This is a genomic window from Marinoscillum sp. MHG1-6 (assembly GCF_024714475.1).
Taxonomy (GTDB): Bacteria; Bacteroidota; Bacteroidia; order Cytophagales; family Cyclobacteriaceae; genus JAMZMI01.
This window is the reverse complement of record NZ_JAMZMI010000009.1, coordinates 54,793-67,377: the sequence shown is the minus strand read 5'-3', so window position 1 is coordinate 67,377 and position 12,585 is coordinate 54,793. Positions and strand designations below refer to the sequence as shown.

Genomic DNA, 12,585 nt, shown 5'->3' with positions numbered 1-12,585 from the left:
TTTTCATTTAATGTCCTGAGCGAAGGCTGTATATTCGCTTAACAGTACAAAGTAGAGGATTGATTCCCAATATGGAGGTAGGTTTCGAATTTTTTCTCATTCTATTTTTTGTTGCTGGGCTTTATGCTGCAGTAGGGCATGGAGGCGCAAGTGGGTATTTGGCGCTAATGGCTATCTATGGTTTTGCGCCTGAAGTAATGAAACCATCTGCCCTGGTATTGAACTTATTCGTTGCCGGAGTCTCGTTTGTACAATATTACCGAAATGGTCATTTCAATTTCAGGCTGCTGTTAGTATTTATTATTACTTCTGTGCCCATGGCCTTTGTGGGCGGTATGATGATTGTTGACCCAATATGGTATAAGCGTATCCTCGGGATACTGCTAATTTTTGCAGTGTTGAGATTATCGGGAATTTTCGGGAACAAGGAGGAGAAAAGAGAAGTGCAGTGGTTACCGGCATTATTATTAGGCGCCGGAATTGGTTTTTTCTCCGGGCTTATTGGAATTGGTGGAGGGATCATCCTAAGCCCCATCATTATGCTACTGGGTTGGGGGAATGTCAAAGAAACAGCTGCCGTTTCCGCAGCGTTTATATGGATCAACTCGTTCTCAGGACTTTTAGGGCTGGGTATATCCGGAAATTTTGAAACAGTGAACCTGGTGCCATATGTCTCAGTGGCATTGATTGGAGGCTTTTTAGGGGCTTATTTTGGTAGTTTTAAATGGGATTTGAAACTGCTTAAATGGTGCCTTTCTTTTGTTCTCATGATGGCAAGTGTTAAATTAATATTAATCTGATATGGGTTTTGTGAGTGTGAAATATTTTGGAATGATAGCCGAGAAGACGGGCAAGGAGATAGAACAAATCAGTTTTGAGGAAGTGGGTAATCACCTGACTGACTTAAAGACATATTGTGAAAAAAGCTATCCGGGTATGGGAGATATAAAATATCAGATAGCTATTAATAAGTGTCTCGGATCGAAGGAAGTTTTACAAGAAGGAGACGAAGTAGCTTTTTTACCACCTTTCGCAGGAGGCTAATAATGTTTTCCCCGGAAGAAATAAAGCGCTATCAAAGGCAAACCACGCTAGATCAGGTGGGAGCATCCGGTCAGGAGCTTCTGAGCGAGGCTCATATCCTGATGGTTGGTATTGGAGGATTAGGGTGCCCGGCTTCACAGTACCTGGTTGCTGCCGGTATTGGGAAGCTGACTCTTGTTGATCACGATGAGGTTTCGGAATCAAACCTGCACAGACAGATATTATTCAATCTTCAGGATATTGGACAATCAAAGGTGAGTGTAGCAGCTCAAAAGTTGAGAGCTCTCAATCCTCATGTTCAAATTCAAACCATCAACAGGCCTTTTACCAAGGAGAATGCACTTGAATTAGTCAGAGAGGCAGATCTTGTCATAGATGGGACTGATAATCTACCTACAAAGTACCTGATCAATGATGCCTGCATTCTTGAAGATAAGCCGATGGTATTTGCGTCCGTATACAAATTTCAGGGACAATTGTCGGTATTCAATTATCAAGGTGGCCCTAGTTACAGATGTTTGTTCCCTGATGAAGATGACACCCCCGATACTTGTGAAGAGGTGGGGGTGTTGGGAGTCGTTCCGGGACTACTAGGGGTACAACAGGCCATTGAGGCCATGAAGATTATCTTAAAGCTGGGTGATGTACTCTCAGGAAAGCTAAAGCTAATAGACACATTAACCGGTGAGGACCAAATCATTGAGTTTGAGCGGAACGAAGAGGTAATTGAGAACGTGAAATTGGCTGGACTGAAAGAAAATCTTTCCTATTGCAAAATAGATCGTGATGATATCTATCTCGATGTTAGGGAGACTTTTGAACAACCTCGGATAGATTCAGGACAAGTGATTGAGATCCCATTAAGAGAATTAATCAACAGACATGCAGAAGTACCCAGGCAAGGAAAGGTGGTCGTTTGCTGTCAATCAGGGATAAGAAGTAGACAAGCGATAGCCTTTCTATCTAATGAATATGGTTACACTAACCTGGTGGATTTGCCGGGAGGTGTTAAAGAATTGATGTAATGAGTGATAAAAAAAGGAAGAAGACTTTTGTGCAGGGGCCTATATCCCCTGAAAAGATTGCAAACTCCATTGCGAATCATCAGTCGAAAACGAATATTGGCGCACATGATATTTTTCTTGGGCAGGTTCGCGCTGATCAGGTTGACGGTAAAATAGTTGGTGCCATTGAGTACACGGCCTATGAAGAAATGGCAGAAGAAGCTTTTCATGAAATACGGGAAAGCGCCTTTGAAAAGTTTAATCTCACATGCGCCCACATATATCATAGTCTGGGTACTGTAAAGGCTGGTGAATTATGCTTATTTGTGTTTACTTCTTCTCCGCATAGGAATGATGCGTTTGAGGCGTGTAGATACCTGGTGGAGGAGGTCAAAAGCAAAGTGCCTGTTTTTGGAAAGGAAATATTTGAGGACGAAACCCACCAGTGGAAGGTCAATAAATGATAGACATAACACATAAATCTACCACCTTAAGGACTGCAACGGCTCAGGCCGTGGTCAAAGTGAGCAAGCAGGAGACTATTGACCTGATCAAAGCCAATCAAATTCCGAAAGGGAATGTATTTGAAATGGCGAAGGCTGCAGGGTTTTTGGGTGTCAAAAAGACACCGGACCTGCTTCCGGACTGTCATCCTTTACCGATAGAATTTACCGGTATCGAATATAAGATAGATGGATTGGAAATTCAGATTTTGATGACGGTCAAGACTATCTATAAAACCGGAGTAGAGGTGGAAGCGATGCACGGTGCGAGCGTGGTGGCGTTGACCATGTATGATATGCTCAAGCCAGTTGATAAAGGAGTTGAGATTCATTATATCAAATTACTTGAGAAGAAAGGAGGGAAGTCCTCCAATCGCCCGAGAACTAAAGGATTAACAGCTAAGATTGTGGTTTGCTCGGATACGATATCAAAGGGTGAAAAAGAAGATCGGGCAGGTAAGGCTATCAAAGCCAGGCTGGAAGGGTTTGGCATGGAGCAAATCGATTATACTATCATTCCCGATGAACCCGATCAAATTGAAAAGCTTGTACTTCAAAATGAGGCATCTCTTTTGATCTTTTCCGGAGGTACCGGAGTTGGGCCAAGAGATAAAACACCTGATACTGTTGAGTCCCTTCTTGAAACCAGATTGCTGGGAGTGGAAGAAACCATGCGTCGCTATGGACAGGACCGCATGCCGTTCGCAATGTTATCAAGGTCTGTGGCTGGTGTAAGGGAAGGCAATATTGTTTTGGCAGTTCCAGGCTCTACGGCCGGCGCGTCAGAGGCTATGGACGCCATTTTGCCGGGATTGTTCCATGTATTTCATGTATTAAAAGGAGGGAGGCACGATTGAGTGAGTCACAAATCATAGATCAGTTTGGAAGAAAGCACACTTACCTGAGGATTTCACTAACAGACAGGTGCAATCTGCGGTGTTTTTATTGTATGCCGGAAGAAGGCAGTGAGATGGCTGACAAACCTCATGTGATGAAACTGGAGGAGATTGTAGCTTTATCCAAGATCTTCGTTTCAATGGGTGTGGATACCATCCGTTTGACTGGAGGTGAACCATTGATTAGAAAGAATTTTGGTTTTTTGGTGGAAAACCTGGCGGAACTGGGCGTGAAGTTGAAATTGACCACGAATGGGATATTGCTTGATCAATACTATGACCTTTTTGAGAAGGTAGGGTTGAAGTCGATCAATGTGAGTCTGGATAGCCTGGATAAGACACGGATGGCTTTTATTACCAAACGTGATTATTATGACCGAATTATGGCCAACGTGCGGGAAGGCCTAAAGCGGGGATTTGAGATCAAGCTGAATGTAGTGTTGATCAAAGGAGTGAATGATAAAGAAATCATTGATTTCATTGAACTCACCCGGGATAGTAAGGTGCAGATCAAATTCATAGAATTTATGCCGTTCAAAGGAAATAAATGGGATTGGAGTAAAGGAGTGAGTGAGGAGGAAATACTGTCTGTAGCCAAAACACATTTTGGAGGGTTGGATGTACTTGAAAACCCTGCTCACAGTACATCAAGCAATTATGCCATACCCGGATTTAAAGGGAGTTTTGGTTTGGTCAGTACCATCACCAATCCTTTTTGTGATGATTGCAACAGAATTCGTTTGACTGCAGATGGTAAAATGAAGAATTGTTTGTTTGCCACCAAGGAAACGGACTTGCTGACTCCTTTCCGTGAGGGAGCGCAGATTGAAGGTTTGATCATTCAGTCAATAAAAGAGAAAAAATATAGTCGAGACGGAATGGACAAAATGGTATCAAGCCATTTTGAGAAAAACCGATCGATGGTTTCAATTGGAGGATAATGATTTCAATTACTGAAGCTCAGAATATTGTCAAAACTCAGGATGTTCGCACTAAGAATTCCGTACGTCCTGTTGCTGAAGCCCTGGGGTATTGTTTGTCTCAACCCATCGTGTCATCGATGAATCTGCCTGCATTTGATAATTCTGCCATGGATGGGTATGCTGTATGTGGCTATGAGGAAACCTATGAAGTGATCGGTGAGGTCGCGGCTGGTGACATTTCTGCTGTTAGTTTGAAAGAAGGAGAAGCTGTGAGGATTTTTACCGGAGGGAAGGTCCCTGAAAATACTACCGCAGTAATTATGCAGGAGAAGGTAGCCATAAAAGGACATCTTTTGAATGTGAAGGATGATGTGGTCAGAGGGAAAAATATTAGAGTTAAGGGCTCTGAAATAAAAAGGGATGAGGAGGTATTTGGTTCCGGTCAGAAAATTAGTCCGGCAACGGTAGCTACACTGAGTTCCATAGGATTGTCAGAGGTCAACGTGTTTGAGAAGCCGGTCATTAGAATGATCACAACTGGTAATGAGTTGGTTTCTCCCGGGGAGCCTTTGGATGATGGTCAGATTTATGAATCCAATGGCGCTACACTGATTGCCGCAGCTCAACAGCTTGGGTTTATCTGTGATGAACAGATAAGAGTCAAAGATGATTTTGATAAGATAAAATGGACCATTGGAGAGCAACTTGGTCAATGTGATGTGTTGCTCCTATCCGGTGGGATCTCTGTAGGAGATTACGACTATGTGAAGCGCTCGCTTGAGGAAAATGGAGTATCAGAGCTTTTTTATAAAGTGGCACAAAAGCCTGGTAAGCCCTTGTATTTTGGCAGAAGAGATCAGGCGTTTGTTTTCGCTTTACCGGGTAATCCGGCCTCAGCTCTGACCTGCTTTTACATCTATGTGTTACCGCTTCTTCAGAAGCTGGCAGGTGGGGTGCCAACTGGTTTGACCCAGGTAAATCTGCCGTTGGCTGAAGAATACACCATGAAATCAGATCGTCCGACCTATTTTAAGGCCGCACTCAATGATGGGAAAATCCATCTGTTGGGAGGGCAGAGTTCGGCCATGCTGCATTCATTGGCATTGGGAAATGCCATGGTGCTACTGGACAAACAAAAATTATACGAGGAGAATGAGATGGTCACAACTTATATCTTGCCGTGACCTTTTAATAACTTTTTATTTCGAGCAGAATGCTCATTTAACTATCAACCCAACTGCCTATGAAATCTTTAATTAATTTTATTATTCTTCTTCTTATCCTGTCCTGCTCAGTTGCTCAGGCTCAGGATTTGATTGTCTTGAAGGAGGGTACCACGATTCGGTCCAGGGTTATGGAGATTACTCCAGATCTGATCAAGTACAAGAAATTTGACAACCTCGAAACGAGTCCGCTCTACAGTATTGAGAAAGACAAAGTAGAAGTGGTCAAATATGAGGATGGTTCTGAAGATCGATTTTCACCGGAAGTGGTAAAGGAAGAAATTATTTCTTCGGATAGCAGGTCTTCTAAAATTTGTTTGGGAGGAGGGTTTAGTCTCTTCAATAGATACAATATTGGTAATGCTCTCGACTTCTGGAGACGTGTAAATGGTAGTAACTCAGAGGAAATTGATCAGGCGACGGGCATGTTTTACTTTGGATTCTCGGTTTTGAATCAGATTGATGAAAGGAACTGGTTGGGGGTGAGTGACAATATAGTCATTGCGGCCGATCATGCCCTTTGGGGAACGAACCTGTATTTTGGTGGAAGGAATGAAATGTACTTTCGTGCATTTATGATGAATATTAGCATGTTTTATGGTCGCGCCTTTCAGGATAATGGTCCGTTGTTATTGATAATTGAACCAGGTTTGGATATCGGGATGATGAATGGTGGAATCACTCTGAATAACAATGCCTATACCGTTTCTCCTTCCTTTGGATTGGGAGGGCATGGAGCAATAGGGTTTGACTATATGATCGGTGAGAACTTTATTCTGCATTCTCGTTTAGGTTATCGCTTCATAAAAATGGATGAGGCCCACGAGGATAGCTCCAGTGCAACCGGCTATAGCTCCTTTTATGTGAATGGTACAGATGGTGAAACTGTAAAGGTGGATTGGAGCGGAGCGTTTTTCACTATTGGGGCTTCTATAGCCTTCAATAAAGAAATTAAATAAACAAAAGGGCCGAAGTTTTACCTCGGCCCTTTTGTTTTACATGTCAGCAAGTAAGGATTCTGTCCATTTCATCAGGGTCATTACTTCCTCATCTGTCAATTTGATATTCGGATATTTTTTGATTGCTTTTTCTGGTGGCATTTCTCCATCTTCTAATACCTCTTGCATCGCATAGAGCTTTTTGGCCAGATGCATTTGTTTCATCGTTGGGAGTTCAGCCCATATTAATTCTTCTTTGGCATCCTCGTTTTTAGAGTCAGGTTTATGGCATCCGATACATTTGTTGTCGACGATAGCCATGACATCCGCTGTTAGGAAATTAGCTAAGGCAACGCTATCCACTGTTTCACCTTCTGCTTCTCCTTTGCTGGAGCTGGAACATGCTATTCCTATCACTACAAGAGTCATAAGCATGGCTGAGTTTTTGACGAATTGTTTCATAAGAGCTATTTTGAATTGTTTCTAATAAGTCCGCTTCATGGGGTGAGGGACATCATCTTCATGAGATTTAAGCTAAAATACCTTCTCGATCAACCTTTCGCAATAGTTCAGTGATGTTATTCACGTCTAGCTTCTTCATAATATTGAAGCGGTGAGTTTCAATGGTTCGAACACTCTTGCCCAATTTTTCAGCGATTTCCTTATTGGAAATACCTTCATAGATCAAACGAAGAATCTCTTTTTCTCTCTTGGTGAGCTGATAGTCATTTTCTCCATTGATAACCGGTGCGGCAGGAGGATTTAGCCCCGTATTGAGATAGGAGTTAACAATGGTACTGGAAATGTCCCCGCTAAAGTATTTTTGGTTGTCGTATACCATTTTGATGGCTTTGACAAACTCCTGTTTTCCGGTATCCTTCAAAAGATATCCATCAGCACCAACCTTCAGAGATTTGAGAATATATTCAGAATCGTCATGCATGGTTAAAACCAGGATTCTTGTGGGATGACCCTCTTGTTTCAGCTTTTCGGTGACCTCAAGGCCATTGAACATCGGCATTCTTATATCAACGATCAGTACATCAGGATTTAATTCATGTACCACATCAATGGTTTCCTGACCATCGGATGCTTCTCCGATTACCTCAATTTCGGTCTCGCTTTCCAGCAGGAGTTTGATGCCATTTCTTACGATTTCATGGTCATCTGCCAGGATTACTTTTATCATATCATTCCAGTGTTAAGGTAAGGGTGATTTTTGTTCCTTTACCTGGTTCAGTTTCTAAATTAAAAATTGCGCCAATAAATGCCGCCCGCTCACGCATGTTAAATATTCCGTGACCAGCTTTATCAAAATGACCACTTCCGTGAACACGGTCATAATCGAACCCTTTCCCATCGTCAAAGACCTCAATATTAAGTTTATTAACCGTATGATAAAATTTTACGGTAATATTTGAGGCCTTAGCATATTTAAGGGCGTTATTAACTGCCTCCTGCACGATCCTGTACAGGTTCGTTTCCGTATGGCTCTCCATTCGGTTAATGAACTTGGTCTCATTAACAAAATGGATTCCCGGCTTCGCTACAAGGTCAATTTCATTGCAAAATTTATTTACTGCCGGTACCAGCCCGAAGTCGTCAAGGCTACTGGGAGTCAGGTTAAAGGAGACTCTTCTGACCTCCTGAATAATACTTTTCATCAAACCTTTAGCGTCATCCATACGCATTTGCATCGGTTTAGATGATGGGGTGATGGACTCTAAGAGTAGCTTCATAGCCGAAAGCATCTGACCCACACCGTCATGCAATTCCCTTGAAAGACGCTTTCTTTCCTCTTCCTGTCCCTCCAAAATCAATACGGAACGGTAGTTCTGTTCTTTTACAGATCTTTCAATACGCTCACGGTTGATCTCCCGTGATCTGATTTTTGCTTCCTTCAATTCGGTCACATCACGAGCAATCATTTTGATCTCACTTTTACTCTTGACCGGAATAATAAATGTTTCAATCCAGATGAAATCCCCGTTTTCTGTAATCAGCTTAATCTCACCAGACCATTGTTTTCCCTGAGCGAGCAGGTTCATCAGGTCGGAGTAAAACTCATTATCGTAACCGCTAAAGACCAACAGGTCTCTTAAGGTCTCGTGAGGCTCCAGTTCGTCATATTCCATGAGGTTTTTTAACTTCTTGGAGAAGTAATCAAAACGCCCTCCCATGTCCATAGATGCAAAAATAGCAGGGGAGGCGGGGTGAATATTGACAGCTTCAAGGTCCTGATAGGACCTCCCGAGTTCCTCATATAATTTACTTAATTCGGACGCGAGTTTTTTAGAGTCCATTTCCGAATCCATCAAATTCTGAACGGTCGCACTAATGTTGTTGGCCAGGGGCCTGAATACAAAAATGAGCTCAAGAGTAATTACCAGTAGGGAAAGGACAAATAACCACAATTCCGTTTCCCTAAGCGTCTGTACCTTGGTTCTGGCCTCGTCATCATAGGCAAATACGATCCTGTCCATTCCAAGGAGGAAGTCCTTTTCGTGGGAGATGATGCTGTCAACATGGGTTTGTATTACTCCAGTGTTTATCGAGTCAGACTGCTGGGTTTCATTTAGAATGGCATCGGCATTTTCTACAATGGCGTTGAAATGGGGTTCAATTTCTTTGAACATCTCCCGGATCCGTGAAGAATTCTTGCCATGCAGGTTCAGGTCCTCATCTCCAAAAAGTAAACCATAATGTGATTTTTTCCAGAGTTCTATAGCTTGCTTGAGCTCACTGTACTTTTCGTCAAGGTTTTTGCCCGGTTCGTTCGCTATTTGGAGGGAAACTTTACTTATTTTCTGACTGAGCATTCGTTGACGACCGGCCACGTTGATCACGCGGGAGTCATCGCTCTGACGGCTGATGAAAGTCTGGATGAGGAACTGGCTTATAATAACGCTCAGGGCGATAGCGCCAAGTGCTAGTAAGTAAAACTGGCCTAGTCTCTTGAATTTACTATTTGCCATGCAATTTCCGTCACAGGTTAGCTAAGTAAAAAGTGAGTCTTGCTTACGTTGTTTTACGCATAAACAAGACTCAATAATGCCGCAAATTTATGTTTTGATGGCAAATAACATTCCTTGTTTCGGAAATTACTTAGGAATTTCCTAGGAGTCGAAACCTATGTATACTTTGCCTTCTTCCACTTTTACGGGATAAGTAGCAATATCGCATTCGTCTCCGTTGAGGTTTTTTCCATCCTTCAGAGAAAACGTCTTTTTGTGAAATGGACAGGCAACCTTCGGTTCATCCCCATCTGATCCAATCATACCTCTGGACAAGATCATTTGTTTCTTATGAGGACAAAGGTTTTGGGTGGCATACCATTCACCTCTTTTGCTGAAGTTGAAAACGGCTATTTGCAGGCCATTATGCATGATATTCAAACCACCATTTGTTGGGAATACCTCTGCATCCGCAACGTGTTGCCATGTAGTCACTTCTTCAGGTTTTACAGTTCTATAGCTTGATATTGATGTCATTTCAGTGCTCATTTCAATTCATTAATTAATCCCAATCAGCAGGTTTTTTCATTTCCCTCATTGGGACGAACTGTTGTGCTGGATCGTGCTCATCATTATTAGCAAAGTGCTTGAACTTGGCCGCCATTTTCTCATCATTGATGGCTTCTTTCCACTCACAGTGGTAAGCGGCGATCAATGCCTGCATGTCTTTCTCGAGCTCTTCTCCAATTCCAAGGGAGTCATTTACTACTACATCAATCAGGTAATCGATGCCTCCTTCTAGTTTATTCAACCAAACAGAAGTTCTGTTCAACGGCTCAGCTGTTTTAATGTAGAACATCAAGAATCGGTCGAGGTATTTGATGGCTGTTTTTTCGTCGATATCCCCTGCTAAAAGTAGGGCATGCTGAGGGTTAACTCCTCCATTACCGCAGACGTAAAGGTTGTATCCAATTTCCGTTGCAATCAAGCCAAAGTCTTTACCCTGTGCCTCTGCACATTCACGTCTACAACCTGAAACGGCACCTTTTAATTTGTGTGGAGAACGAAGTCCTTTGTACCTGTTTTCGATCTCGATAGCGAAGCTAACCGAGTCGTGCAGGCCGTAGCGGCACCACGTGGAGCCCACACAGCTTTTCACTGTTCTGAGGGCTTTTCCGTACGCGTGGCCGCTTTCAAATCCTGCATCAATCAAGTCTCTCCATATCTTTGGAAGGTCATTGATTTTCGCACCAAACAAGTCGATGCGTTGACCTCCTGTAATTTTTGTATATAAATCGAATTTCTTAGCTACTTCACCAAGAGCAATAAGTTTATCCGGTGTGATTTCTCCTCCTGGTACTCGAGGTACAACAGAATAACTTCCACCTTTTTGGATATTGGCCAGGAATCGATCATTGGTATCCTGAATCGTATCTTGTTTCAGGATCAGGTCGTTCCATGCGCTGGCTAGTAGGGAAGCAACGGCTGGTTTACAGATTTCACATCCGTCACCGGTTCCGTAAGTGTCAAGAAGTTCATCATAACTCTTAACTTCCTTAACCTTAATAAGGTCGAAAAGCTCCTGTCTGGTGTAGTCAAAGTGAGAACAGATCACTTTACGTACCGTCTGTCCCATCGACTTCATGGTAGAAGCAAACAGGTCAGCTACCATAGGAGTACATGCTCCACATCCCGTTCCGGCTTTGGTACATGCTTTAATGGCTGGTACATCTTCACAACCTTGTTCTTTGATGGCTCCGACAATATCTGCTTTGGTTACATTTTCACACGAGCAGATCTGAGCCGAATCAGGCAATGCCAAAATAGCATCTCCACTATCACCTTCTCCACCACGAGCTCCAAGGATCAGATCTTCAGGGCTCTTAGGAAGGGCCAGACCATTTTGAACGGTCTGCAATAGCATGCTGTACTGGGTGGCATCTCCAACAAGGATACCTCCCAGCAAGCTCTTCTTATCTGGTGAGAGGTTTACCCTCTTATAGATACCAGCGTGTTTATCTTCAAATACGATTGGAATACATCCCTCGGTTTCACCTAGCGCATCTCCAAAGCTACCTACATCGGTACCGATTAGTTTTAGCTTGGTAGACATGTCTGCACCTGTGAAAGATCTTTCACCTGAACCGATTAACTGATCAACAACTACATCGGCCATGTCATAACCAGGGGCTACCAGGCCGTAGATCATGTCATTATATGAAGCGGCCTCACCGATAGCATAGATGTAAGGATCATTTGTTTGCATCTGATCATTCACCTTAAAGCCACCTCTTTTGCCGGTTTCCAGCTTAGCAGGACCAGCAAGTTCACTTCGGGAAACAATACCACATGAAATAACCAACATCTCCGTTTCAAGGCTGGATCCATCTGCAAAGTCAAGACCAGTTAGTTTTCCATTTCCGTTAATTTTTTGAGTGTTTTTACCAAGAAGAACTTCTATGCCAAGAGATTCAATTTTGGATTTTAGCATATCCGATCCTCTTTGGTCCAACTGCCTTGGCATCAACCTTGGTGCGAATTCGATCACCTGAGCATCGAGATTAAGGTCCATCAATGCTTTGGCAGCTTCAAGTCCAAGTAGACCACCACCAAGAACGGCTCCGCGTTTTACCGTTTTAGCGTATTCGATGATCTGCTCAAGGTCTTCGATGGTACGGTAAACAAATACCCCTTTCTTGTCAACACCATTGATAGGAGGTACCATGGCGCTTGACCCCGTAGCCATAATTAAGTAATCATAGCTTTCTACATCTCCATTGTGAGTTTTGACGGTTCTGGCGGAGCGATCAATCTCCGTGATCAATTGTGAAGTCTTTAGTGTAACCTGATTTTCATCATACCATGATCTTGGGGCCATCTCCAGGTCCTCCGCTTTTTGTGATGCGAAGTACTCACTAAGATGAACTCTATCATAGGCATGAAGAGGTTCTTCACCATAAACAATAAGTTCGATTTGATCAGCGCCCGCTTTTGCTCTGAGCTTTTCCAGGAACTTATAGCCGACCATTCCATTACCGACAACAACTACTTTTTTCATATGTCTTAGTATTTGATACGTAAAATTACGTATTAATACTTA

13 protein-coding genes are annotated in these 12,585 nt (G+C 42.9%); 8 read left to right on the top strand and 5 right to left on the bottom strand.

Going from position 1 to position 12,585, the window contains the following annotated elements:
• Positions 1-71 precede the first annotated feature (71 nt).
• The 8 genes from NXR94_RS16170 to NXR94_RS16135 are packed head-to-tail and all read left to right on the top strand — an operon-like array spanning position 72 to position 6,552.
• Positions 72-800 carry a sulfite exporter TauE/SafE family protein gene (locus tag NXR94_RS16170; RefSeq protein ID WP_258105717.1) on the top strand — a complete coding sequence of 243 codons (729 nt, stop codon included), beginning with the start codon at positions 72-74 and terminating at the stop codon, positions 798-800.
• A 1-nt stretch (position 801) separates the two neighbouring features.
• Positions 802-1,044 carry a MoaD/ThiS family protein gene (locus tag NXR94_RS16165; protein WP_258105716.1) on the top strand — a complete coding sequence of 81 codons (243 nt, stop codon included), beginning with the start codon at positions 802-804 and terminating at the stop codon, positions 1,042-1,044.
• Between the two features lie 2 nt (positions 1,045-1,046).
• Positions 1,047-2,069, top strand: a complete 1,023-nt coding sequence (moeB, locus tag NXR94_RS16160) for a HesA/MoeB/ThiF family protein (protein WP_258105715.1) — start codon at positions 1,047-1,049, stop codon at positions 2,067-2,069.
• Positions 2,069-2,512, top strand: a complete 444-nt coding sequence (locus tag NXR94_RS16155) for a molybdenum cofactor biosynthesis protein MoaE (RefSeq protein WP_258105714.1) — start codon at positions 2,069-2,071, stop codon at positions 2,510-2,512. Before moeB ends, NXR94_RS16155 begins: the two co-directional genes overlap by 1 nt.
• Positions 2,509-3,408: a bifunctional molybdenum cofactor biosynthesis protein MoaC/MoaB gene (moaCB, locus tag NXR94_RS16150; RefSeq protein ID WP_258105713.1), complete on the top strand. Its 900-nt coding sequence runs from the start codon at positions 2,509-2,511 to the stop codon at positions 3,406-3,408. Before NXR94_RS16155 ends, moaCB begins: the two co-directional genes overlap by 4 nt.
• Positions 3,405-4,388 carry a GTP 3',8-cyclase MoaA gene (moaA, locus tag NXR94_RS16145; RefSeq protein ID WP_258105712.1) on the top strand — a complete coding sequence of 328 codons (984 nt, stop codon included), beginning with the start codon at positions 3,405-3,407 and terminating at the stop codon, positions 4,386-4,388. The genes moaCB and moaA overlap by 4 nt, the downstream gene beginning before the upstream one ends.
• Positions 4,388-5,554: a molybdopterin molybdotransferase MoeA gene (locus NXR94_RS16140; RefSeq protein ID WP_258105711.1), complete on the top strand. Its 1,167-nt coding sequence runs from the start codon at positions 4,388-4,390 to the stop codon at positions 5,552-5,554. The genes moaA and NXR94_RS16140 overlap by 1 nt, the downstream gene beginning before the upstream one ends.
• A gap of 59 nt (positions 5,555-5,613) precedes the next feature.
• A complete protein-coding gene (locus NXR94_RS16135; protein WP_258105710.1) occupies positions 5,614-6,552 on the top strand; it encodes a hypothetical protein in 939 nt (312 codons plus the stop codon).
• Positions 6,553-6,588: 36 nt separating this feature from the next.
• Here NXR94_RS16135 and NXR94_RS16130 read toward each other — a convergent pair whose 3' ends face one another.
• From NXR94_RS16130 to nirB, 5 genes are all read right to left on the bottom strand, one after another.
• A complete protein-coding gene (locus tag NXR94_RS16130) occupies positions 6,589-6,993 on the bottom strand; it encodes a hypothetical protein (RefSeq protein ID WP_258105709.1) in 405 nt (134 codons plus the stop codon).
• 67 nt (positions 6,994-7,060) lie between these two features.
• A complete protein-coding gene (locus tag NXR94_RS16125; protein ID WP_258105708.1) occupies positions 7,061-7,720 on the bottom strand; it encodes a response regulator transcription factor in 660 nt (219 codons plus the stop codon).
• A 1-nt stretch (position 7,721) separates the two neighbouring features.
• Positions 7,722-9,506: a type IV pili methyl-accepting chemotaxis transducer N-terminal domain-containing protein gene (locus tag NXR94_RS16120; protein ID WP_258105707.1), complete on the bottom strand. Its 1,785-nt coding sequence runs from the start codon at positions 9,504-9,506 to the stop codon at positions 7,722-7,724.
• Between the two features lie 141 nt (positions 9,507-9,647).
• The gene (nirD, locus tag NXR94_RS16115; protein ID WP_258105706.1) at positions 9,648-10,022 is read right to left on the bottom strand and encodes a nitrite reductase small subunit NirD; all 375 of its coding nucleotides are present in this window, start codon (positions 10,020-10,022) and stop codon (positions 9,648-9,650) included.
• Positions 10,023-10,047: 25 nt separating this feature from the next.
• On the bottom strand, positions 10,048-12,543 hold the full coding sequence (gene nirB / locus NXR94_RS16110; protein WP_258105705.1) for a nitrite reductase large subunit NirB: 2,496 nt from the start codon (positions 12,541-12,543) through the stop codon (positions 10,048-10,050).
• Between the last annotated feature and the right edge of the window lie 42 nt (positions 12,544-12,585).